The 24,744-nt window shown below is 30.9% G+C and carries 24 protein-coding genes and 1 other annotated feature; of the genes, 15 read left to right on the top strand and 9 right to left on the bottom strand.

From position 1 onward, the window contains the following. The first annotated feature begins 23 nt into the window (after positions 1-23). The 5 genes from C1I91_RS20770 to C1I91_RS20750 all read left to right on the top strand — a co-directional run bounded on the left by C1I91_RS20770 (position 24) and on the right by C1I91_RS20750 (position 4,208). Positions 24-1,028 carry a phosphodiester glycosidase family protein gene (locus C1I91_RS20770; RefSeq protein ID WP_128214594.1) on the top strand — a complete coding sequence of 335 codons (1,005 nt, stop codon included), beginning with the start codon at positions 24-26 and terminating at the stop codon, positions 1,026-1,028. A 10-nt stretch (positions 1,029-1,038) separates the two neighbouring features. Beyond that, on the top strand, positions 1,039-2,106 hold the full coding sequence (locus C1I91_RS20765) for a hypothetical protein (protein ID WP_128214593.1): 1,068 nt from the start codon (positions 1,039-1,041) through the stop codon (positions 2,104-2,106). A 270-nt stretch (positions 2,107-2,376) separates the two neighbouring features. Then, positions 2,377-3,012, top strand: a complete 636-nt coding sequence (locus C1I91_RS20760) for a site-2 protease family protein (RefSeq protein ID WP_128214592.1) — start codon at positions 2,377-2,379, stop codon at positions 3,010-3,012. Positions 3,013-3,025: 13 nt separating this feature from the next. Next, complete coding sequence (gene trmB / locus C1I91_RS20755) at positions 3,026-3,661, top strand: tRNA (guanosine(46)-N7)-methyltransferase TrmB (protein ID WP_128214591.1); 636 nt, start codon at positions 3,026-3,028, stop codon at positions 3,659-3,661. 307 nt (positions 3,662-3,968) lie between these two features. After that, complete coding sequence (locus tag C1I91_RS20750) at positions 3,969-4,208, top strand: DUF3892 domain-containing protein (protein WP_128214590.1); 240 nt, start codon at positions 3,969-3,971, stop codon at positions 4,206-4,208. A 46-nt stretch (positions 4,209-4,254) separates the two neighbouring features. On the opposite strand, the gene C1I91_RS20745 is transcribed toward C1I91_RS20750, so the two are convergent. Next, complete coding sequence (locus C1I91_RS20745) at positions 4,255-5,775, bottom strand: Ppx/GppA phosphatase family protein (protein ID WP_128214589.1); 1,521 nt, start codon at positions 5,773-5,775, stop codon at positions 4,255-4,257. Between the two features lie 424 nt (positions 5,776-6,199). Continuing rightward, positions 6,200-6,405: a binding site (T-box leader), on the top strand. Between the two features lie 225 nt (positions 6,406-6,630). Between C1I91_RS20745 and argS the strand changes: the two genes are divergently transcribed. The 3 genes from argS (at position 6,631) to ltrA (ending at position 11,013) form a co-directional block, all read left to right on the top strand. Then, the gene (gene argS / locus C1I91_RS20740) at positions 6,631-8,322 is read left to right on the top strand and encodes an arginine--tRNA ligase (RefSeq protein ID WP_128214588.1); all 1,692 of its coding nucleotides are present in this window, start codon (positions 6,631-6,633) and stop codon (positions 8,320-8,322) included. Between the two features lie 2 nt (positions 8,323-8,324). Further along, on the top strand, positions 8,325-9,128 hold the full coding sequence (locus tag C1I91_RS20735; protein ID WP_128214587.1) for a ribonuclease H-like domain-containing protein: 804 nt from the start codon (positions 8,325-8,327) through the stop codon (positions 9,126-9,128). 475 nt (positions 9,129-9,603) lie between these two features. After that, positions 9,604-11,013 carry a group II intron reverse transcriptase/maturase gene (gene ltrA, locus C1I91_RS20725; protein WP_205694242.1) on the top strand — a complete coding sequence of 470 codons (1,410 nt, stop codon included), beginning with the start codon at positions 9,604-9,606 and terminating at the stop codon, positions 11,011-11,013. An 87-nt stretch (positions 11,014-11,100) separates the two neighbouring features. On the opposite strand, the gene C1I91_RS20720 is transcribed toward ltrA, so the two are convergent. Genes C1I91_RS20720 through C1I91_RS20710 form a run of 3 tightly spaced genes read right to left on the bottom strand, consistent with a single transcriptional unit; the run spans position 11,101 to position 13,299 of the window. Next, complete coding sequence (locus C1I91_RS20720; RefSeq protein ID WP_128214586.1) at positions 11,101-11,274, bottom strand: FeoB-associated Cys-rich membrane protein; 174 nt, start codon at positions 11,272-11,274, stop codon at positions 11,101-11,103. A gap of 13 nt (positions 11,275-11,287) precedes the next feature. After that, complete coding sequence (gene feoB / locus C1I91_RS20715; RefSeq protein WP_128214585.1) at positions 11,288-13,051, bottom strand: ferrous iron transport protein B; 1,764 nt, start codon at positions 13,049-13,051, stop codon at positions 11,288-11,290. 26 nt (positions 13,052-13,077) lie between these two features. Next, on the bottom strand, positions 13,078-13,299 hold the full coding sequence (locus tag C1I91_RS20710; protein ID WP_128214584.1) for a FeoA family protein: 222 nt from the start codon (positions 13,297-13,299) through the stop codon (positions 13,078-13,080). 334 nt (positions 13,300-13,633) lie between these two features. On the opposite strand from C1I91_RS20710, the gene C1I91_RS20705 reads away from it, so the two are divergent. Further along, positions 13,634-14,362 carry an HAD-IB family hydrolase gene (locus C1I91_RS20705; protein WP_128214583.1) on the top strand — a complete coding sequence of 243 codons (729 nt, stop codon included), beginning with the start codon at positions 13,634-13,636 and terminating at the stop codon, positions 14,360-14,362. Positions 14,363-14,377: 15 nt separating this feature from the next. Then, complete coding sequence (locus C1I91_RS20700; RefSeq protein WP_128214582.1) at positions 14,378-15,067, top strand: ribonuclease H-like domain-containing protein; 690 nt, start codon at positions 14,378-14,380, stop codon at positions 15,065-15,067. Positions 15,068-15,094: 27 nt separating this feature from the next. Here C1I91_RS20700 and C1I91_RS20695 read toward each other — a convergent pair whose 3' ends face one another. Beyond that, a complete protein-coding gene (locus tag C1I91_RS20695) occupies positions 15,095-15,967 on the bottom strand; it encodes a ComEC/Rec2 family competence protein (protein ID WP_128214581.1) in 873 nt (290 codons plus the stop codon). A 287-nt stretch (positions 15,968-16,254) separates the two neighbouring features. On the opposite strand from C1I91_RS20695, the gene C1I91_RS20690 reads away from it, so the two are divergent. Then, on the top strand, positions 16,255-16,974 hold the full coding sequence (locus tag C1I91_RS20690; protein ID WP_164880610.1) for a lysophospholipid acyltransferase family protein: 720 nt from the start codon (positions 16,255-16,257) through the stop codon (positions 16,972-16,974). A 503-nt stretch (positions 16,975-17,477) separates the two neighbouring features. After that, positions 17,478-19,226, top strand: coding sequence for a phosphoenolpyruvate carboxykinase (ATP) (locus tag C1I91_RS20685; RefSeq protein ID WP_128214579.1), 1,749 nt, complete (start codon positions 17,478-17,480; stop codon positions 19,224-19,226). Positions 19,227-19,533: 307 nt separating this feature from the next. Here the strand turns inward: C1I91_RS20685 and C1I91_RS20680 are convergent, their stop codons facing one another. From C1I91_RS20680 to C1I91_RS20670, 3 genes are all read right to left on the bottom strand, one after another. Beyond that, complete coding sequence (locus C1I91_RS20680; protein ID WP_128214578.1) at positions 19,534-20,340, bottom strand: putative ABC transporter permease; 807 nt, start codon at positions 20,338-20,340, stop codon at positions 19,534-19,536. Between the two features lie 212 nt (positions 20,341-20,552). Next, positions 20,553-20,762, bottom strand: a complete 210-nt coding sequence (locus tag C1I91_RS20675) for a DUF378 domain-containing protein (RefSeq protein WP_128214577.1) — start codon at positions 20,760-20,762, stop codon at positions 20,553-20,555. A gap of 145 nt (positions 20,763-20,907) precedes the next feature. Next, positions 20,908-21,366 (bottom strand): Lrp/AsnC ligand binding domain-containing protein, encoded by a 459-nt coding sequence (locus C1I91_RS20670; protein WP_128214576.1) that lies wholly within the window; start codon positions 21,364-21,366, stop codon positions 20,908-20,910. Between the two features lie 295 nt (positions 21,367-21,661). On the opposite strand from C1I91_RS20670, the gene C1I91_RS20665 reads away from it, so the two are divergent. Then, positions 21,662-21,997: a hypothetical protein gene (locus C1I91_RS20665; protein WP_128214575.1), complete on the top strand. Its 336-nt coding sequence runs from the start codon at positions 21,662-21,664 to the stop codon at positions 21,995-21,997. Positions 21,998-22,024: 27 nt separating this feature from the next. Here C1I91_RS20665 and C1I91_RS20660 read toward each other — a convergent pair whose 3' ends face one another. Next, complete coding sequence (locus C1I91_RS20660; protein ID WP_128214574.1) at positions 22,025-23,050, bottom strand: CehA/McbA family metallohydrolase; 1,026 nt, start codon at positions 23,048-23,050, stop codon at positions 22,025-22,027. Between the two features lie 340 nt (positions 23,051-23,390). Here C1I91_RS20660 and C1I91_RS20655 point away from each other — a divergent pair, with 340 nt between their 5' ends. Further along, positions 23,391-23,909 (top strand): gamma carbonic anhydrase family protein, encoded by a 519-nt coding sequence (locus tag C1I91_RS20655; protein WP_128214573.1) that lies wholly within the window; start codon positions 23,391-23,393, stop codon positions 23,907-23,909. Further along, positions 23,906-24,739, top strand: a complete 834-nt coding sequence (locus C1I91_RS20650) for a CvfB family protein (RefSeq protein ID WP_128214572.1) — start codon at positions 23,906-23,908, stop codon at positions 24,737-24,739. The genes C1I91_RS20655 and C1I91_RS20650 overlap by 4 nt, the downstream gene beginning before the upstream one ends. Positions 24,740-24,744 lie beyond the last annotated feature (5 nt).

The following is a 24,744-nucleotide window of genomic DNA, read 5'->3' as shown; positions in this document are numbered from 1 at the left end:
ATTCTATTGGAGGATTTTAATAGATGAAAAAAACTAAAATGAAAAATAGAAGGCTCATCAATGCTTTTGGTTTGAATATATTTAATTTTATATTTGCAAATATTGTTATTGGACTTGTAATATCAGTACCATTGGTATTTTATGGCCCATTTAATAACATAAAGGAATTAGTAGTTACTTCTGCTATGACTACACTTAGTCATCAATATTTAGCTACAATATTTCTAAGTAAATCTGAAATTGATGAAATAATGAACAAGAATAAAGTAGAAGACACTGTTAATTCTAATACTAATGAAATAAGTATACAAGAACCAACTTCTGATACTGTTAGTAAAGGCGATAGCGGAATAGAAATAAAGGAGATAAAGGGTAATTCTTTTAATGGACATCTACTTATAGTAAATGATGCTAAGAGGATACAACTTGGATTAACTGACAATTTAGGACGTTTTGGTATGAAGCTTGATGATATAGTAAAAAAAGAGAATGCAGTAGCAGGAATAAATGCCGGCGGATTTCAAGATGAAAATGGACAAGGTAATGGTGGCGTGCCTACTGGAATGGTTGTAAAGGACGGTAAGATTGTCTTTGATGACCAGAAGGAAGATAAGGTTTCGCTTATAGGATTTAATACAGATGGTGTTTTGGTAATGGGAAAGTATACTAAGAATGATATTGCAAGGCTAAAGATTAAGGATGCAGTTTCCTTTAGTCCTTTTTTAGTTATAAATGGACAAGGTGTAATTAAAAGTGGAAATGGTGGTTGGGGTATTGCACCTAGAACTGCTATAGGTCAGAGAAAAGATGGTACAGTTTTAATGCTTGTAATTGATGGTAGACAAATAGGAAGCATTGGAGCTACATTGAAAGATGTTCAAGAGATTATGATAGAAAATGGTGCATATAATGCTGCTAACTTGGATGGAGGATCATCAACTACAATGTTTTATGATGGTAAGATAATAAATAATCCTTCTAGTAAAGATGGTGTTAGATACATTCCAACTTCATTTATTATTAAATAGGGGGAAAATTATGATAAGATATATAAAAAATTTAGGAATATATATAGTAGTTGCCATAGTGTTACAAATAGGAGTGTTATATTATATCAATAATAAGTATTTGGGTGGTTTTAGTGGAAGCTTAGAACAAACAAAATCCCAAACAGTAGCGGCTAATACTTCAGAAAACGATGCAAACAAATCTAATGATATTAATTCCAACAGTGTTACAAATGATAATATAACAAAATTTAATGTTCCTGAAGAAGCTAAAGAAATACAATTGTCAAAGGAAGCTGATAAGTTGGCTTATGTTGTAGATGGCAAGCTTGAGGTTGTATATAAGTCAGAGAAAATATCTATAGATGCTGATGGTTTTAAATTATTAAAGTACCAGTGGTTTAATGAAGGTAGTTTAATTCTTGCTTTAGCAAAAGATAATAGCACATATGTATCTTTTTATAAGTATGACCTTGATACTAAGGATAAGACCTTACTATCCTCATTGTCCCTTAAAGATAAAAAATCTTCAATTGATAGTATAATTAGCTCACCATTAAAAGATTTGATATTTGCTAGAGTGACTTCAAGTACAGGTAGTAGCGATATATATAAATTAAATGTAAGAAATGAATTTGAAAAGGTTGATTTAAATGAAAGTAAAATCAAAGATGTATATCTAATACCTCATGAAGACAAACTTGTGTATAATTCTTCCCTAAGTAATAACGTTTATGTAACTTATTTGGAGAATAGACTGGCTTTTAATCAAAAAGGTCTAACTAGAATACTTGGTGTGGATAAGTCAGAGAATATTTATGTGGGAATAACAAGTGGAAACAACATAAGTAAGATATTTTATGGAGCCATAAGCGAAAAGACTACTAACTGGAAAAGTATAATATTAAATAATCCAATACAAGCTGATGATTTGGATAGTATTTTTGTTGTAAATGATACGATATACAAGGTTAACAACGAACAGAGTAAATTAGAAGATTTAAATGGAAATAACAATATATCCTTTAAAGGAACATTTATAACTGTTTCCAATGGAAAGATTTTAAGCAGGGAAAGTGGACAAGTATACATAAATTAAGAATTTTTATTTAGGCTTTATTAAAGTACCATGTTGAAATAAATTGGTCATTCATCCGATGCTTTAATGAGCCTGCTCAAAGAATTCGCTAGAGAAAATTGCTTCTTTAGCGAATTTTTATGTAATAAAGATAGATTGAAGTAATCTGTAACTATATGATATAATTATACTTTAGACTAGACAGTATATTATACTTGAAATGTTATTCTAAATAACTAATAAAAATTCTGTAATAGAGAGTTAAAAAAGGATAGGAGAAAATAGGACAAGATGAGAGAGAAACTATTAGATATTATCATAATGATTCCGGCTATATTAATTGGTTTTACATTTCATGAGTATGCTCATGCTAAAGTTGCTGATATTGTAGGGGATAAAACTCCTAGATTTCAAGGTAGATTAACCTTAAATCCATTAGCGCACATAGATCCAATAGGATTTTTATTAATACTTGTTATGAAATTTGGTTGGGCAAAACCCGTTCAAGTGAATAGAAGAAATTTTAAAAACGGATATAAAGATGATTTAAAGGTTACAATAGCTGGTCCTTTAGCTAATTTGTTTGTTGCAATACTTTTTTCAGTCGTATTTGGATTAGCTTTTAGATTCTATTTTGTAGATAATTATACACAGCTTTCTAAAATAGTAATAGACATTTTAAATGCAATAATTGTAATAAATATCAACCTTTTTGTTTTTAATTTATTACCGTTGCCGGGGCTTGATGGATTTGGCATATTAGAAGATTTATTTCCATCGTTCTTTAGTAGGATATCTGATTCGCTTTATAGATATCAATTTATAATAATAGCGTTGATAGCTTTTGGTGGTGCTAGATATTTATCTATACCAACAGGTGCTATTCAGAAGTTGTGTGGTAAGCTGATTACAGCCATTGCTTTATAATTAGGAGGACTATATGAGACTTAGGAAAAAATGGTGGGCAAGACCAGAATTAGAACAAGCAGAAAATGTTGTTATCAATCCATCTGAGCTTAAAGGAAAGTGGAATGAAGAATTTAATAATAATAAACCTATCCACTTAGAGTTAGGATGTGGAAGAGGCAAGTTTATAAGTGAAAAGGCAGTAGCTTTTCCAGATATAAATCATATTGCAGTTGATTTAAAGGATGAAGTACTTATTTATGCGTTAAAAAAAGTCAACGAAGCTGAGGTGCCAAATGTGAGACTAATACCAATGAATATATCTTTCATTGGAGATGTTTTTGAAAAAGATGAGGTAAGCAAGATTTATATAAATTTCTGTAATCCTTGGCCTAAGGAAAGACATAAAAAGAGAAGACTTACTCATAGTGGTTTTCTAAATACTTATAAGAATTTTCTAGCGCCTAAAAGCGAAATTTGGTTTAAGACAGATGATATAGGTTTATTTGATGAATCTCAAGAGTACTTTAAGGAAAGTGGTTTTTCACTTGAATTTGTAACTTATGATCTACATAATTCAGATTTTAAAGATAACATAATGACTGAGTATGAGTCTAAGTTCACATCTTTAGGAATGAAAACTATGTTTTTGATAGCTAAACTTAAATAATTGATATGCAAAAAGTCGCTTTAGCGGCTTTTTTTACTTTCGATGAAAGTATAAAATATTTTGCTAGCTAGAGTTAGTAATCTCAAGGGAGCATAACAACTATTTAGAATAAACAGTAAAAAATAAATTCTATTAGCCTACCATATTTTCCTTCCATAAGTTTTTAAAGATAGATGTGGAGAAGATAATCACTTTATAATAGTTTTTAGAAAATAAGTAACATACATAAAAATAGTATTTAATCAAATAATAAATATAGCCATTAAAAGTTAATAAAAATCCTATAACACTAAAAGGAGTGGTGGATATGAGCGAAAATTTAACAAGAACCATCGTAGGAGTTGTTAAGGATAGCAATGATGAGATTGAAGCATATAAGCTAGATAGCGGAGAGATAGTTCAAAAGGAAGAAGCTATAAGCCTAGCTAAGGAAGGAAAAATAACAGGCGTACAAGTTTCAACTTCTAGAAAAGGTGAGCCTTATCTAAGAAGTTATCCAGATGGTACTAAAGATAATAATTTAGATAGTTTACCAGAAGTAAAATAGTCAGCAGATGCTCAAAAAATGCTAAAGAAACTCACTTTAGCATTTTTCATTCTTTAACACTTTTTTCTACAACTAATTTCTTATCATAAATCTCATAAAATTTATTACTGGCTCTCATTGCTTGACCTATTTCTAAAATTAAATCATTATCTGAGCTTAGAGATAACAAAACTGTATCTTCATCTATGATTACCTCAAAATCCTTTATTGCCCCTTCTAAACTTCTGTCAAGTCCCTCAGCAATTCTTAAAAGAATACCTATACTTTCGATGGCGTCTATATCCATTCTGTTAATTATACTGGAATATTTAATGAAAGGTAGTTGAAAGTTGTTATTTCGATGCATTGATGCTATCAAAGCGCTCATAAGGATCTCACGATGGGAGAGTCCGCTTATAGCTGAGTTAAGTATAATATAAAGGGAATGGATGTGATGATCATAATATCTTATACTAGTTCCGCAATCATGTAATAAAGAAGCTGTTTTAATTATATTAGAATACTCATCACCAAGTCGATGAAGAGGTTGTAGCTCTTTAAAAAGCTTACCAGTGATTTCGTGTACCTTAAGAGCATGCTTTCTGTTTATGTTCAAGGTTTCCACTATACCATCTATGCTGTAATCTAATATATCATCCCAAGCCGTTGTATAATTGTTATTTAAGTATTCCTGAAGAATCCCTTCCCTAAGTCCTCTGCCGCAGATCTTTATATTCTTAATAGAAAGAAGTTGCACTAGTTTGTCAAGGACTATTATGCCTCCAAATATTACATCTGCTCTATCTACTGACAACCCCTCAACTTTGCTTCGTCCTTTTAAATTTTTGCATTTTAGAAGATTGTAGATTTCACTTAAATCATAATCATCGAAGGAATAGTTGTGTAGGGTTCCTATTGGGTACCTTTTTGTATGTTTTTGAATTTTAGCTATGTTTCTTATGGTACCACCAATTCCTATTATACTATCGAACTCAGTGTCGAATAGCCAAGGTATACTTTTTATTGCATCTTCCACATATCTAGTAGCTGCTAGACAATTATTGTAGCTTATAACATCTGTAAGTTCATAGTCATTTGATATATTAATACAACCTAAGGGAATGGTTATCTTTTTTATTATTTCATTATTTTTTATCCAAGCCAAATGTGTATGATTTCCGCTTATATCAACCATAAGTGAATTTTTATAATAAAGACTATTTTTTATACTTAGATGATTATAGTAAATTTCTTCATCGAAGTTTAAGATTCTAATTTTTAAAGAAAGCTCTTTTTCTATTTTATCTTTAAGAATTTTTTTATTAGTAGCACACCTTAAAGCTTCAGTTGCAACAAGAATAATTTCAGAGGCACCTGATTCTATACATAGAGCTTTAAATGCTCTTAGAGTAGATAAAGTCTTTTCCATCTTCTCTACAGATATAGCAGAGGTCTTTGATATGTCTTCACCTAATCGTATAGTTTCTTTAATCTCATCAATTATTTTAAAGTAACCTGAATCTTCAACTTGAGCAAGCATAACTCTAGTTGAGTTAGATCCAAGATCTATTACTCCGAATCTTTTCATAAATAAATCTCCTTAACGTAGCTTATAATAAAATAGAATATTTGTTCAACAAATTCATAAATGTATATTAATATATTAACATATATGGGTGTACAACTTCATGATAAAATTTATATTTTTTTATTCTCTCGAAAATTGTATTTTTAAATAAGGTTTTGGCTAGGTATGCGTAGACAGTTTAGATGTAGATGCCAGAGAAAGAATAAAAAAAGAAAAATTATGTAGCCTGCCAGATTTTCCTCATATACATTCGGAAAGGCAGATGCGCAAAAAAATTGTATTTTAGATAAGGTTTTGGCTAGGTATGTGTAGACAGTTTAGAGGTGAATATCAAAGAAAGAATAAAAAAGCTTAAAATTTATTTATATTCAGTTGGTGTTGACAAGAAAAAAATTTATTGGATATAATATAGATAATAAAATAAAAAAAATCTAAGAAAAGAAGAGTACTTTACTTAATTCTTTTAGCGAGCAGGGGATGGTGTAAGCCCTGTAAGATAGAGTAAGGGAAAAGAGCCTTGGAGATGCTGCTTGAAAGATTGTAGTAGGGCATGCCGCATTATGCGTTATAATTATGAGTGGGTTATTTAACCAATAGAAGTGGTACCGCGGATATAAGTTCGTCTCTAAAAATCGAGACGGACTTTTTTTAACGTATAATCGTTCTATATAAATGAGAATATTTCAAATAATTAATGAGAAGAAGTTTGGTTTTTATAGAACAAACTATAAAAATCAGCTTTTAAATTTATATTATTATGTAGAGTTTCAAGGTGAGATAAACAAAAGGAAGAGTTGCAATAGAAATAAATTGCCATAGAGTAATTGTTTTTATATAGATTTAGGAGGAGATACAATGGATTATAAGAAGCTTACAGCTGAAAGACTAAAAGAGCATTTAGAAATAGATGTGGATACCTTAGAAGGCTTGATAGAGGTGCCACCAAGACCAGAGATGGGAGACTATGCATTTCCATGCTTCCAACTTGCAAAGTCTTTAAAGAAAGCACCAAATATAATAGCTTCAGAGCTAAAAGATAAGATCAATGCAGAAGGGTATGAAAAAGTAGAAAATTTAGGACCTTACGTAAACTTCTTCGTAGATAAAGGTACATTTACTAAAAATACAGTTAATAAAATATTAGTTGAAAAAGAATGTTACGGTTCATCAACTATTGGAGACGGAGAAAATATAATAGTAGAATATTCATCTCCAAACATAGCTAAACCATTTCATGTAGGACACTTATCAACAACAGTTATAGGAAATTCTCTTTATAAAATATTTTCATTTGAAGGCTATAATGTTGAGAGGATAAACCATCTAGGAGACTGGGGAACACAGTTTGGTAAGCTTATATCAGCATATAAGAGATGGGTAGATGAAGAGGCTTTAGAGAAACATCCTATTTCAGAACTACTTAGAATATACGTAAAATTCCATGATGAGGCAGATAAAGATCCTTCTTTAGAAGATGAAGGGAGAATGTACTTTAAGAAACTCGAACAAGGAGATAGTGAAGCTGTAGCTCTTTGGGATAGATTTAGAAAGCTTTCTTTAAAGGAATTTAATAATATATATGAAATGCTAAATGTAGACTTTGATTCTTGGGCAGGAGAAAGTTTCTACAATGATAAGATGGATAGCATAGTTAAAGAACTAGAGGAAAAGGGACTTTTGGTTGAGAGCAATGGAGCTAAAGTAGTTATGCTAGATGAGTATAACATGCCTCCATGTATAGTACTAAAGTCTGATGGTGCATCAATATATGCTACAAGAGACTTGGCAGCGGCTATGTATAGAAAGAAAACCTATGACTTCTCAAAGGCAATATATGTAGTTGGTAAGGATCAGGCACTACATTTTAATCAAGTATTTAAAGTTTTAGAGTTAGCAGGTCATGACTGGGCTAAGAATTGTATTCACGTGCCATTTGGAATAGTAAGATTTGCTGAGAAGAAGCTGTCTACTAGAAAAGGAGATGTAATACTATTAGATGAATTACTATCAGAAGCTGTATCTAAGACTCTAGAAGTAATAAATGAAAAGAATCCAACACTTGATAATAAAGAAGAAGTAGCTAAGAAGGTTGGAATTGGTGCAGTGGTATTTACTTATTTAAGAAATAGCAGAGAAAGAGATATAGTATTTGACTGGAAGGAAATATTGAACTTTGAAGGGGAGACAGGACCTTATGTTCAATACACCTATGCTAGAGCGAAGAGCATACTTAGAAAAGTTGGAGAAGTATCAGAAGAAAGCGATTTTTCAAAGCTTCAATCAAAAGAAGAATTTGAACTTGTTAAAACATTAGACGGATTCCAAGCTAGCATATTATATGCTATAGAAAAGCTTGAACCTTCTGTGGTTACTAGATATATAATTGATGTAGCAAAGGCCTTTAATAAGTTCTATAATGCTCATTCTGTAGCAAATGTTGATGATATAAGCCTAAAGAGCGCTAGGATAAAACTTGTTGAAGCTACTTGTCAGGTAATAAAAAATGGCCTAGGCTTAATAGGCATAGAAACTGTTGAGAAGATGTAAGTATGGAGTTTATAACTCAAAATGATGTTATAAAGCTAGAAGAAGACTTATATAGTAAGTATGCTTTAAATAAAATTGCTTTTATTGATATAGAAGCAACCGGTTTTGATAAGCTAAATAATAAGGTTTTTGCTATCTCTGTGGGCAAGTTTGAAAATCAGATATTCACAAATGAAATCTTGTTTAGTGAGCAGAATGAAGAAAAAATTCTTCTAGAAAGCTTTTTAAAGCTTGTTAAAGATAGAAGTGTTTGGTGTACTTTCAACGGATTAGCTTTTGATGAACCATTCTTACTTGAAAGATTGTGTGTAAATAATCTTGAAATTCCTAAAATAGATAAACATATAGATTTTTATAGGGAGATAGCTCCCTATAAAAATTCATTAAACTTAAGTGGGTGTTCACTTAAGGATATGGAGAAATATCTAGGGGTACAAAGAGAAGACAGTATTAATGGTAAAGAATGTAGAGATGCTTATTTTGATTATTTAAGTACTGGGGATAAAGAGATAAAAAATAAGATAATACTTCACAATATGGAGGATGTGTCTAACTTACCTTTGCTATTTCTAATTTTAAATGATATAGAAACCAAAGGACTAAAGAGGGATGATTTGCTCTCTAAAAATCAAAAACACTATATAAAGTATTTAACTAGGAAAAAAGGCGTAGAATTAGATAAAATGGCTTTTGGAAATATGTCAAAGAAAATTGCTTCTAAGATTATATACGAGCTTATTCAGAATAAAGTGAATACTGGTAAGATAAAAGAAATACTGGACAACAAGCAAAGTAAGAATCAATGATATCTTTGCTAGAAAAAAGTAGCTGAAGAATACAGTCTTCAGCTACTTTTTTAGTGTGCCCAGCATGGGCAACAACTTGGCGGTGAAAGTCCGCTGTGGGCTTGGTAGTGGGAACCACTAGCTAAGGGCAAGGGTGTCCATCGTGAGGTGGAATCTGAAGGAAGCCTAAGGCAAAGTCTCGGTCTGAGGGACACGAACTACATATAAGGCTTACTAGGGACGGACGAGTTTGCTAAACAAAACGAAGTCCTACACTATCCCAATTCCTAGGAGTAAATGTAGCAGATATATGAGATGAAGGTTGTTGTTCTTACCTGGGGAGGTCTGATAGATACATCGCTAACAAAGATGAATTTCTAAGCGGTAACCTACATAGCGATATGTAACTGAACTATCAGAAGTCAGCAGAAGTCATAGTAACTCCGCTAATCGCGATAGCGGATGAAGGACTGAACTTTAGGGAGGTTTTTCAAGTTTGAAAGTTTCGCAGAATACTCAAAGATTGCAGAAAACTAAATATTTAGGCTCTAGTGCCCAAGATAGAGTGGAACTCGAAGATAAGCAAAGAGTGCATAGAGAATTCTCGGCAACTCCAAAGGAGAAAATCAGTGGATTTGAATATGGCTCACTAGAAAGGATATTATCCAAGGATAATATGAACTTGGCTCTTAAAAGAGTAATTTCTAATAAAGGTAGCCACGGCGTGGACGGAATGACAGTTTATGAACTTAAACAATTTTTGAAAACAAACTGGATATCTATTAGAGAAAGTATTCTTAATGGTGAGTATAGACCAATGCCAGTTAGAAGAGTAGAAATTCCAAAACCTAATGGTGGAACTAGGCTCTTAGGTATACCTACAGTTTTGGATAGACTTATCCAACAAGCTATTGCTCAAGAATTAAATAGTATTTATGATAGAAGATTCTCTGAAAGTAGCTTTGGCTTCCGCCCTCAAAGAGGAGCTAAAGATGCAATTAAGAAAGCAGAACAGTATATCAATGATGGCTATAGGTGGGTTGTTGATATGGACTTAGAGAAATTCTTTGATAAGGTTAACCATGATATCTTAATGCATAAATTATCAAGAAGCATTAAGGATAAGAGAGTATTATCCCTAATAAGGAAATATCTTCAGTCAGGAATAATGATAAATGGTGTAGTGGTCAGAAATGAAGAAGGAACCCCACAAGGAGGACCGTTGAGTCCACTATTATCTAACATAATGCTAGATGAACTAGATAAAGAGTTAGAAATGAGAGGTCATAAATTTTGTCGCTACGCGGACGACTGTAATATCTATGTTAAAAGTGAGAGAGCTGGGAAAAGAGTAATGGAAAATATAACAAATTTCATTGAAGGCAAACTCAAATTGAAGGTGAACAGAGATAAAAGTGCAGTAGATAGACCTTGGAAGAGAAAGTTTCTAGGATTCACGCTAAACCTAATGTTTGGTAAAGCATACTCATCTATATCAAAGCAATCATTAAAGAGATACAAAGATAAAATCAGAGAAGTCCTATCTAGATCAAAACCGATAACTTTGGAACAAAGAATAGAAAAATTGAACCAAATTAATATTGGTTGGATTAACTATTATGGAATAGCCAAATGCAAAGGAATAGTGGAGCATTTAGATATTTGGATAAGGAAAAGATTAAGAATGTGTATATGGAAACAGTGGAAGAAAGTTAGAACTAGATATAAAAACCTTAAGAAGCTGGGACTTGAACACTACGAAGCTATAAAGTTTGCCAATACCCGCAAAGGATACTGGCGAGTAGCAAATAGTGCAATATTAAACACAACTCTTACAAATAAATTCTTCTCGGACTTAGGCTTAAAAAGCCTAACGCATCAATATATTAAAATTCATTCAACTTAAAGAACCGCCGTGTACCAGACCGGTATGCACGGTGGTGTGAGAGGACGCTGAATAAAATAATTATTCAGCTCCTACTCGATTTATATATTATTTTTTTATTGTTAATGGTGTGGTGCTAGATGAACAACCAGCGCAGCTTGATGAAGAACAAGAACTACTACTGCTGCAATGACATTCTCCTTTAGCAGAACTTCTTACGTTTTTAAATAATATAAAACCTGCAACCCCAACTATTGCTAGAGTTATTAATATTTCTATCATAAAAACACCTTCCTTAAAATATTAGTTTGCCTACAGTGAATATAAGGAATGCTCCAATCCATGCAAGTACAAATTGATAACTTGCTGAGAAAGCTGCCATTTTTCCACCATATTCTTTTTTCATAGTACCTAAAGCTGTAACACAGGAAGTATAAAGTAATACAAACACCATAAAACCTAATGCACTTGCGGTAGTAAAGCCTGATGCTATAGCAGCATCTAAATTACCGCCATAAATAACTGTCATAGTAGAAACAACAGTTTCTTTAGCCAATATACCTGTTAATAATGAAACAGAAGCTTGCCAGTTTCCAAAACCTAAAGGTGCAAATATAGGTGCTAAGAAGTTACCTATGTTAAATAAGAAGCTTTGGTTTATGTCATCAACCTTACCGGAGAAGTTAAAGCTCTGTAGAAGCCAGATTAAAACAGTCATTGCAAATATTATTGTTCCTGCCTTAGCTAAGAAGCCCTTACCTTTGTCCCAAGTGTTCTTAAGTACAGTTCTTACTTCAGGCATCTTGTATTCTGGAAGTTCTATTATAAATGGTTCTTCATCTTTCTTGAATAAAGTATTCTTAAATAACATACCTACTAAGAAAGCTACCACAATTCCTAAGAAGTATAAGCCGCCTACAACAAGTCCAGCTTTTGAACCAAAGAAAATTGGAGCAAATACTGCATATATAGGTAATCTTGCGTTACAACTCATAAGAGGTATAAGTAGTGCTGTAAGTTTTCTATCTTTTTCGCTTTCAAGTGTTCTTGCAGACATGATAGCAGGAACGTTACAACCAAATCCCATAAGCATTGGAATAAATGCTTTACCGGAAAGACCAGCTTTTCTCATAAGACTATCCATAATGAAAGCAGATCTTGCCATGTATCCGCTGTCTTCAAGTACAGATACACATAGGAATAAAGACATTATTATAGATAAGAAAGTAATTATGCCTCCAACACCTGCTACTATACCGTCAACTATTAATGATTGGAACCAAGGAGCAGTGCCTGATAAGAGATTGCTTAAAAACGGTATTAAATTATCATTTAAAAGTCCATCCAATAAATCCTGCAAAGGTTGACCAACCCAAGCAAAGGTAAATTGAAATATAAAAGCCATAATAAGTATAAATATTGGATAAGCTAAAATTGGGTGTAATAAAAATCTATCTATCTTATCAGTAAGGGAAATGTTTCCTTTATCATTTTTAGCTCTTGAGGAAGCTATTATTCCGTCTATATAAGAGTAAGCCTCTTTTTCTGAGTTGAAATAATAGTCATTATCATCTACTGTCAGCGATAATTCATTATTAACAAGCATCTTTTTAACTTGATCTATACCTTTTTTCTTTGATGCTACCATAGGTATAACTTTTACCTTTAACTCTTCTTCAAGAGCTTTGTAGTCAATCTTAAAGCCTTTCTTTTCCGCTACATCTATCATATTTAATAGAAGAACAATTGGTTTTTTAAACTGCTTTAATTGAAGTGTTAAATATAAGTTTCTATCCAAGTTAGAAGCATCTACTATATTGATTATAAGATCAACATTTTCATTTTCCAAAAAGGTCTTTGATACTTTTTCTTCATTGGAGAAAGTATCCATTGCGTAAATACCTGGCAAGTCTACAATTTTTATGTTGTTTAGCTTGCCTTCCTTTTTTTCAACTGTTACTCCTGGCCAGTTACCAACATATTGATTTGAGCCAGTTAGCGCGTTAAAAAGAGTTGTCTTACCCACATTTGGGTTTCCCAATAGAGCTACTGTAGTCATTAAAAATCCCCCTTACTAAAATTCAATTACTTCTTTAATAGTATGTTTTTTGCATCGTTTTTTCTGATTGCTATGTTAAATCCTCTTAAGTTTATTATCAGTGGATCACCTAAAGGAGCTACTCTTTTTAGAGTTACTTCTGTTCCTTCAATACAACCTAGTGCCATTAGTCTTTTTACTAATTTATCATCTCCAGAAATGTTGTCCACAACACCTGCTTGGCCTGGTTTTAAATCATAAACGCACATTCTTTCCACCTCACATTGAAAATCATTCTCAAGAAAATAATACCACCCTGTTAATAAAAAGTCAAGGATATGAGTGAAATAATAATATTTTGAAAAAACAGAAAATTTAGAAAAAGTTTCATAGATACTGTTGATAATAATAGATGTGAATATAATAAATATATAATAACTTAATTTATAAATATTTATTATTGATTGATAAAGGTTATTATCAAATGAAAAATGTTAATTTATAAACAAAGCTTTACTTAATGGAGGATTTCAATATATAATGATATGAAAAATTATACAGAGTATTAATATGTGATAATATTCTTAGTTTAGGAGGTATAACATGAAAAAAGTAGCAGCTTTTTTTGATATTGACGGAACCTTATATAGAGAAGGTTTAATAACAGAAATGTTCAAGAAAATGATAAAATATGAAATAATACAATCAGAAAAATGGTATAATGAAGTTAGACCGGAATTTTTGAAGTGGGATAAAAGACAAGGTGATTATGACGGATATTTACTTAAAATGATAGATATTTATCTAGAAGGAATAAAAGGGCTTTATAAGCATCAAATAGAGTTTATTGCTAAAAAGGTTATAGAGCAAAAAGGTGAAAGATTATATACCTTTTCTAGAGATAGAATAAGATGGCATAAGGAACAAGGTCATATGCTTATAACTATATCTGGTAGTCCTGAGGAACTAGTGAAAGAAATGTCTTTGAAACATGGATTTAATGATTTTAAAGGTGCACAATATTTATTAGATGGTGAAGGAAGATATACCGGTGAGGTTATTCCAATGTGGGATCATAAGAGTAAGATGGAAGCTATAAATTACTTTGTTAATAAATATGATATAGATTTAAGTGAAAGCTACGCTTACGGTGATACTGCCGGTGACTTTACAATGATGAGTCTTGTAAAAAATCCATACTGCATAAATCCAACAAGAGAATTGCTTAGCAAGATAGGAAGTGATAAGGAGGTAAAGGAAAAAATAAATATAGTAGTTGAAAGAAAAGATGTAATATATAGTTTGAAACCTGACAGATTTGAAATTCTATAAGAAAAGAGTGATAGAGTGATAATAAAGGAGAGAGATGTACTGGTAGGAGAAGTTGATGATAGCTTTATTATAAAGGTTGCTGATGAAGCCTATGACTGTAGCAAATCAATTTTCTTTGACTTAGAGCATTATGTTTACAAAAAGCCTAAATGTGTTGGGGTTTTTGGTGCATGCATATATGATAAGGCTAAATCAGAGCTCGTAGTTACTCAGTATATGATAGAAAACAAGTATGAAATAAAAGATATACTTATTTTAGCTGAGAAGTACTTTTTAAATGCATATGAGGAGGGAAAAAGATACATAGTTACTTTTTCTGGCAATAATGATTTTACTGTTATAAACTATTTATTTAACCAATACGGCATTGAATTCAAATTTGAAGATTATTTTGTTTCTGTAGATCTTCAGAAAGAATATGAAAAATTAATAAAAATGGGCATTGGACTTAAAGCTTTAGAAAAGAAGTTTGATATAGTTAGGGAAGGGGAACTTATGAGTGGCTCAAACCTAGCTAAGACCTTTCATAAGGTTATTAAGGATAAAGATTATATCCTAAGAATGCCTAAGGAAAAGATTGATAAGATATTACAGTATAACGAGCAAGATGTGGTGAATCTCTTTCATATATGCATGACTTGGAACAAGTACATCAAACTTAATGAGAATGAAGGAGATAATAACAGCACCTGTATTAATGAATAATACAGGTGCTGTTATTTTTAGTCCAGTCTATTTTACTGATATATTATTTCCGTCAGAGGTTATCACTATGTTTCCAGATAAATCAGTTCGATATACTTTTACCTTTAGCTGTTCTAAGGTTTTTAGTGTTTCCTTATGGGGATGACCGTAGTCATTACCTTTACCACAAGAAATAACTGCTATAGATGGAGCTACTTTAGATAAAAAATCTTTGCCTGTTGAGCTGCTGCTTCCATGATGACCTACCTTTAAAACATCCGCCTTTATATCATAATTTTTTTGAAGAACCTCTTTTTCTTCTAACTTTTCCGCATCACCAGTGAAAAGAAAAGAATTCTTTCCATAACTAATCTTTATGATAGGAGAATAGTTGTTAAGATCCTCATACTTATCACTATTTGGTGAGAAAACGTCAACCTTAGTGTTCACGCCTAAATTTATGTCACTTCCCATTCCAGGTTTTAAAATATTTATCTTTAAATTTTTATCCTTTAAAGTAAGTATCATATTTTGAAAGGTTTTAGTGGTTGTAGTTACTTTAGGAGCATAAAATTTCCCTATGGAGTAATCCTTAATTACACTTGTCATTCCTCCTATATGATCCTCATGAGGATGAGTAGTTATAACATAGTCCAATTTCTTTATATCTAGCTTTTTTAGATAATTAAGTAATTTATCTTCATTTTCTTTTGGACCAGCGTCTATGAGCATTGTTTTGTCATTAGCTTGAATTAATATTGAATCACCTTGCCCTACATCGATATAATTAACTACAAATTTATTGGTAGTGTTATTGCTAGTTGTATTAGAGGTACTATTAGTAGCGGTATTAGAGCAGCCTAATAATGCAAGGGACAGTGCTAAAATCAATATTATAGATATGTGATATAGTTTTTTCATAAATTAATCCTTTCCAATACTTTTATAAGATGTTTATAAAAATTAAACATCGATTTATATTACGCTTAACAAAAATAGTTTATTATCAACTTTAACAAATGTAAAGTCTAAAATATTGCTTAAAGCTATAAGCACAAGTATAATAAGATGTGCAAGATATAAAGATTTATCATTTCAATCTGAAATGTATTTTAAAAACTCTTCTAGATTCTGAGAGGAGAATTTGAAATTATAAGCTTAATATGAAATGGTACATCTATAACAATATAATTTTTGAGGTGTTTATAGTGAAAATTTATTTTTTGATGATTTGGTATGGTTTGTATATGATATTAGAGTTTTTTAGGGGAGGCGTTATTTTTTTCCTGAAAAAGTTTTCAAGTAAAGAAACTGTAGACAGATATGTAAAGGAGAAATATATTGCGTGGGCAAGGTTTTCCATGAATATATTAAATCATAAAATTGAATCAAAAGGTGTTGAGAATATTCCAGAAGGCCCCTGTGTATTTGTAATGAATCATCAAAGCCTATTTGATATACCAACTTTAGTTTTAAATGCAGATAGGCTTATAGGCTTTATAGCTAAAAAGGAACTTTTAAAGGTGCCTATTTTGGGGCTATGGTTAAGAGCAGTACATAGCGTTCCAATAGATAGAAGTAATATAAGGGAAGCTATAAATGTTATCAATAAGGGTGTAGAAAATCTTCATGAGGGATATTCTATGGCTATATTTCCAGAAGGTACTAGAGCAAAGGATGGTAAGCTGAAAGGTTTTAAAAAGGGAAGCTTAAAGCTTGCAACAAAAGCAAATGTACCTATAGTTCCTGTAACTATAGACGGTTCATATAAAGGCTATGAAGAAAAGAAGAAGTTCATGGGAGCAAATATTAAAATCATATTTGACGAACCTATATATCCAGATAAGCTTTCAAAGGAAGAACAAAGAGATTTAGCAGAAATAATACATGATAAAATAGAAGAGAACTTGAAAAAAATGAGATCATAAGTAAAAATAAGTGCTATACCATAATTTTTTTAGGTAAAAAGATCATATATGTAAACAAAAGCCGCTGAAGAAGTCTTATCAGCGGTTTTTTATTTTAGGTAATAATATATAAGTACCTCGAATATATAAATTGCATTTTTTATTAAAATTAAAAAATATGGAATATAAGAATTTATTTACACCGGTTTAGAAGAGGAAGTTATACAGAAAATAAAATATACTTATATTGATATAAGCTAAAAAGAATAAAATTTTAATAATTAATTAACATATGAAGGAAAGTAAAATTGCAAATTCATTTTTTTAATAAAATGATAATACCCACATATTTTAATTATCAATTTTATCACATATTTTGATTACTTTTTATACTATAATAATGAGGAAAAATGAAAAAAAGTATTGGTTAAATTGCATAAGTTATGGTATAATCGACTCAAGGTTTATATATTTATTATGAATATGCAATTTATAAAAAAAAAAGATTCATGAGGGGGCCGCAAATGCGTAAAGAATTTTCAATGAGCAATGACAAGGTGACTATTAATTTTACTGAGAAGTATTGCAGCAATTATGAGAGCTTATTACAAAGCTATGGGTTTAGAAGAGTACTTGATACATTTTTTAAGAAAGCTCAAGCAAGAAATTCTCACAGTTATAAAATATTATCACAAAAACTAGGGACTACAGATATAAAAGAGATAAGTAAAGCTCTAGTAAGATCCTTTCAATTACTAACAATAATGAGTGCTGATGAAATAATTTCATACAATGAAGATGTAGAAAAGATACTTGAAGACAGAGAAGGGTTTATATCAATTATAGAGGATATATATTCATTCTGGAGAAGACTTGAAAGATATACAATAATTCATAATAATAGAATTAGAGACGGAATAGCATCTGTAAGCTTTTTGGAAGCAAATTCTCAATTTTCAATGTTAATACTTAATTTTTATAGAACTATTGAGAAAAATGTTGTTGGAACTATGCCTAATATATTTAGACAATTACCAGCTGGTGGAAATGCTTGCATTTTAATAAACAATCCTGTTTGGACAGTACCAGAAGAGTACAAAGCTTTAGAAGAAATTCCTTTTATAGAAACTATAGCTCTTGAAACGCCTTTTATAACATATCCTAAGAAGAATACAAGAGATGGTATGTTTAATGAAGTTTATGAAAATCCTTTAGTGAATGCAAAGATTGATAAAGATAACTGGTTCTGCTATCCTGCAAAGATTGGTGAGCTTTTAGCATTTGTATATTTCCATAGAGACTTTATGGAACATGGTATAACTCTAAGTAACCTATTTGAACTTGCAAGAGAAGAGGAATATAGAGGAAAGAAACCTGACATTGTTTATACCTTTGGAGCAGAGGAAGAAGAAGGTAGTGAGCTTAAGACTGTTTTCTACGAAGATAAGAAGTACGATATAATGTTTGGTTATGTAAACTACAATGAAAATATTGATTATTTTGGATATATGAAGAAGATGTGTTTAACTCTACACAATCTTATTATGATAAAGAGAGGCTATTTACCAATACATGGTGCTATGGTTAATATAGTTCTTAAGAACGGTAAAAATGCTAATGTGGTAATTATTGGAGATAGTGGTGCTGGTAAGTCAGAAAGCTTAGAAGCTTTCAGAGCATTAAGTGAAGATCATGTAAGTGAAATGACAGTTGTATTTGATGACATGGGATCATTTAAACTTAAAGAAGATGGAATATATGGATACGGAACAGAAGTTGGTGCCTTTGTAAGACTTGATGACCTTGATCAAGGCTATGCATTTAAAGAAATAGATAGAAGTATATTCATGAACCCAGACAAGATAAATGCTAGACTTGTAATGCCTGTATCTACTTATAAAGAGATTATAAAGGGTTATAAGGTGGATATATTGCTTTATGCTAACAACTACGAAACAGTTGGTGAAGGTGGTAAGGCTATAGAATTATTTGAAACTCCTTCACAAGCAATAGATATATTTAAGGCTGGAGCTAGAATGGCAAAGGGAACAACTACAGAGACAGGACTAGTTACTTCTTACTTTGCAAATCCTTTTGGACCAGCTCAAAAACAAGCTGAAACTGATGTATTAATAGATAGATACTTCAATAGAAGTTTTGAAGATAAGATAAAAGTAGGTCAAATAAAGACTTGTCTAGCAGTAGCAGGACTTGAAAAGAATGGACCAAAGAATGCTGCACTAGAATTATTTGATCTTATAAAGACACTTTAATAAAATACCGTGTTGGAATTAAGTGGTCAGTCATCCGATGCTTAGTTTCAACAGTATTCTTAGAATAATCAAGTTTTAAGAACTATTAAAGTGCAAGGCAAAAAAATCACTAAAGATTTCTTTAGTGATTTTTTATTTCATAAAATTATAGGTTAGATAAAGTTGTGTATAAATATGGCTGGATGCCTCAAGGAATATGCAGGAAAAAGAATGAAAAATAATTATGTCGCCGCCATATCTTGCTCATATTCATTCGGAAAGGCAGATGCGCAAAAAACGCTAAAGAGAAGGGCGCTTTAGCGTTTTTTTACTTTATTAAATCCCTAATTGAAGAGATTTTTTCTTTTAGTTCTGTAATTATAGTATTAAATGAGGTTGATTTCATATCAGGAAAAGCTTTCATTAACCTCTTATGATTGAAGTTTATCTTTGATAAGTTATTGTTATAGTTGTCTACTAATTCCTTAAAACCATCTTCCATGTCTTGTGCGGTACCCATAGCTTTTTCCTTAGTTGCTGAAACTATATATGAATATCTTCTTTTTAATTCTCCGCTAATAAAAGTAAGTTTAGTAAGAATAATATTAAACTGTATAAGAGAACTAATAGTAAGTATTAAATCGATAATAAAATAGCTTACTAGAACATAAAAAACATATACACCTGTATTAAAAGCGGATACATTCACTAAAATATAAAAGATTGGATGAATTATTTTTATTATTGCAACAGCAGCAAGTCCCCAAGCTAATGAAAAGTGTAGGCATATTCTGCCGTGTAAGTTGAATGGATCTTCGGTATAGTCCCACCACTTAGATTTGAATATTTTTTCTAATAAATATCCAGTTACATATTCTATTATTGATGTCAACAAAGTTGATAAGATATATAGAGCAATTAAATTATCTTTAAATTTATCAAGAAAGACAATTATAGCTACAAAACCCACTCCATAAATAGGGCAGAAGGGACCATATAAAAAGCCTCTATTAACAAAATAACCTCTATTAGTATAGGCATAAGCCACTTCAATACACCATCCTAAGAATGAATATATTGCGAAGAAAAATACTATTTCATATAAAGAAAAACCGTTTAATATTGGTGTGAGCATGATTCACCTCCTTTTGAAGATTATGGACATTTAATATCTATTATATACTAAAATCTACAAGAGTAATTTACAAAATTGTAAATTATAAAATATTATCTATGAATTCACCGCTTTATAGTGGAATTTATATTTTCAAATTTAAGTACGAGGTGGTATAACTTTATCAACATAATAATAAATCCCCTTAGATAATTAAGGGGATTTATTATTAATTATTCAGCATTATTAGTATATCTATCTTTTGCAAAGAATGAAATAGCATAAAGTCCTGCAATTCCTACAATTGCATATATAACTCTACTTATCGCTGACATATCTCCGAAGAGAGCGGCAACTAAATCAAATCGGAAAAAACCAATTAGTCCCCAATTTATTGCACCGATTATAACTAAAACTAGTGCTATTATATCTAGAGTTTTCATTCAAATCACTCCTTTGCTTACTTTTCTCTTATAGTATTGCCGTAAAATAAAATTTTATGTATTCAAATATTAATTTATAAGAGTAAATAAAAGCATGTGCAATAGATAAAATTATTGATTAAAAAGAAAAAGAGCAATATGCTCTTTACAGTTGAATATTACGATCAATTGGTTGAGATAATGAAATAAATGTATCAGTTCTTTCAATACCAGCTATTGTATTTACCTTATTCATCAGTATATCCTGAAGATCAGCGATACTCTTGCAAATAACTTTAGCAAATACAGAATAGTTTCCAGTGATAAGATGAAGTTCAACAACTTCTTTAATCTTTGATAACTCATCAAATACTGCAGAGAAAGAAGATGTTTTATCAACATAAATACCAACATAACAACAAACGTCATATCCTAACTTTGGAAGATTTAATAGAATCCTTGTCCCTTTTATGATGCCTAAGTCTTCCATTTTCTTCATTCTAACATGTATTGTTCCACCACTAACGTGACACATTCTTGCTATCTCTAAATAAGGAGTTCTACAATCTTTAATTAAAATGTCTAATATCTGCAAATCTAATTCATCCAAATTTACATTTTGCATATGCAAAAATTCACCTCTTCTATGTTTTATATCCTAATACTGTAAATATCTCATTGTTCAATTTATATTTTATCAAAAAAACCATTTCATTTCTACTAAAAAATTAAAAAAAGTAGGAGTATTTTTTTATAATCATCAAATTTGAGCTAAATTATGGGACAAGAGCTATGTTTTATTATAAAAAGAGAAGCATATGAAAGTTCTAGGAGATTTTAATATATTGAAAATGTTTAGATTTTCGTCTAATATATTAATTAAAGAATTACATTTTTTTTCGTATTGGAGGAGCATAATAATGACGACTTTTGTGAGAGTTCTTTTCCTGATATTATTTGCAATAATAGTCTTAGCTGTATTCAACTTGCTTAAGATATTTGTTTTAAGTAAGCTTAAGGTAAATAAGTGGATAGTATTAGCATTAGCAATCATAGCTTTTGTGTTACCTATAGTGCTAAGGATACAGGGAAATATAGTGACACCAGTTTTTTCAGGTATATTTGTGATTTTGTTATTGTGGTTTATTGATTTACAGCAAGGAAGAATTAAGAAAAAAGATGAGAAAAAGGTAAATATAAGACCTAAGGCTAAGCCAAACAGAGTTAAACATATGAACAAAGATAATAATAAATAGTTAACATAGCCAAAATAAAAAACTCCTTTAGGAGTTTTTTATTTTTATAAAGATTGGAGAGCTGATAGCTTCCTTATTGTTTTTTTGAATAATTTTTATTACGTACCATTTCTCCTTTTCTGAGGAAGGTAGGGTTAAGGAATATTTAATGCTATATAGAGAAATGTTTCTTAGATGCTTTACAACTCTGCCACCGTAAGATATTATCTGAACTTCTTCTATAGGGTGGAGCTTATCTTCTGCAAATATATAAAAATCTAATGATTCATTTTTTTCAATAAGAAGCTCATCTCCCATAAAGGAATTGTTGATGCTGAAATAAAATTTTAGGTTTCTAGACTCTGTTGAGTAGCATCTTCGGCATCTAAGTCCATTTATTATAGATGATTTATCTAGTTTATTTACAAGAACTACTGTTAGATTTTCATTATCACCAAAGTTTAGGTGATGATTATCTTGAGCATTTACTGCACCTAGGATCCATCCCTTGTCAAGCATGGAAAAGTATCTTTTAGAGTATCTTTTATATTTGTTTGGAGGTGAGCCATTGCCTACCTCGATGGTATTAATAAATTTATTTAAGAATGGACTAAAAGGTATTTGTTCTACTATACTTCCAGGATGATTAATTGAAATATAGCTATTTTTATTAGAAAGCATCCAAAGCATCAGATTATTGAAATTTCTAATGATTCCAGTAAAACATGAGGCTGGATTAACAATGTTTAAATGCCCCCAAGGGTTAGATCTTGCTTCAAAGCCTGGTATTGCTACGAAGTCATCATTCTTTTTGTTAAATCTGTCTAAGTTCTTTTTTAGCTCATCCCACTTTGGAAATTTTTCGCTATGAGAGCTGCTTGAGAAATACCTATTATGATCTGTTAATATCATAAAGTCTAATTTATTTCTTTTGCCATATTCTAAGGCTTCAATCACTGAGCCCTCCCCTGTAGAAATATTTGTATGACAATGAGGAATACCATATATAAATCTTATATTTGAAGGATCAAATAATTGTACATTCTCTGATCTATGTCTTTTATGTTTACTCAAAGTATGACTCCTATTATTGCTATAATATATAATATTATTCTTAGCTATTTTTATTAACTATAATTTATACATTAATTATATTTTTATTAAATAAATGATTCTGGAGGGAAATGGCGCGTTTTGGCTTTACTTTACATGAAAATATTATAGATAAGTATATTTATTTATTCTATAGGAAATTATATTTTGGATAAAGCTGTAGGTAAGTAAATGTAGACTGCTTAAATGTACGTATAGTGGAAAGAATAAAAAGAGAAAACATGTAAAATTAAACTCTTTAAAATATGGATAATAAACCTTTACTATGGTAAAATAATAGTCATACATGGGAGGAGATATAATGATTCATTCCTTTGAAAATATTTATCCTAAGATAGCTGAAGGTGCTTATATAGCAGAGAATGTAGACATAATAGGAAAAGTCAACATAGAAGAGAAAGTTAATATTTGGTTTGGCACCGTTATAAGAGGTGATATAAACAGTATTTCCATAGGGAAATGCACAAATATTCAAGATAATAGCACTGTGCATGTAGATACAAACAATCCTGTTAAAATAGGAGAAAATGTTACTATAGGTCATAATTCAATAATTCATGGCTGTAGTATCGGTAATAATGTTTTAATAGGTATGGGATCTATAATACTAAATGGGGCAATTATTGGTGAAAATACTATAATAGGAGCTGGAAGCATAGTTACGGAAAATAAAAAGATTCCATCTGGAGTGTTATGCTTTGGATCCCCTGCCAAAGTTGTAAGAGAGCTTACTGAAGAAGAGATAGCTAATATAAAAGCATCTTCTACAAGATACATGGATTTATCAGTAAAATATAAAAAGAGTACGGAGGACATATGATTAAACTAGGTGATTTCAACGATTTAGAGGTAATAAGAGAAAGTTCCATTGGTTATTATTTAGATGGAACTGATGACGGAATATTGTTACCATACGGTAATACTTTAGAAAGAAAACTTGAACTAGGCGAGAAGATACATGCATTTATATATAGAGATTCTAAAGACAGATTGATTGCTACACTAAAAACCCCACTTGCTACAATACATACAGTAGCTTATCTTGAGGTGAAGTCCATAACTGAATTAGGGGCATTTGTTGATTTTGGATTAGAAAGAGATATTTTTGTTCCAATAAAAGAACAGAAATATAAGCTTGAACTAGGAAGAAAGTATTTGTTTTACATCTATGAAGATAAAACTCATAGATTAGCAGCTACTACAGATATAGACAGAGCCTTGGATATATGGGAGGATGTCACTCTAGGAGAAGAAACTACTGGTACTATCTATGGTTATCAAACCAATGGATCTCTAATGATAGCTGTAAATGGCCTTTGTAGAGGTGTGATACTTAATAATGAGTATTTCTCAGATTTGAGACCTGGTGATGAAGTAAAGGTAAGAGTTAAGAAGATATATGAAGATGGAAAAGTAGGGGTAACGCCAAGAAGACAAAAGCTAGAAGAGAGAAGCGAGCTTCAAGAAAAAATATTGCAATACCTTAAGGATAATGGTGGTTCTATGTCCTACAATGATAAGACTTCACCAGAAACTATTAAAGAAATCTTCAATTCAAGCAAAAATTATTTCAAGATGGCACTTGGCGGTTTGATGAGACAGAATCTTATTACTCAAGATGAGAATGGTACAAAGTTAATAAAAAAATAAAATAA

This window comes from Clostridium manihotivorum, assembly GCF_004015185.1.
Classification (GTDB): Bacteria; Bacillota; Clostridia; order Clostridiales; family Clostridiaceae; genus Clostridium_AR; species Clostridium_AR manihotivorum.
This window is presented reverse-complemented; position numbering and strand designations above follow the sequence as displayed.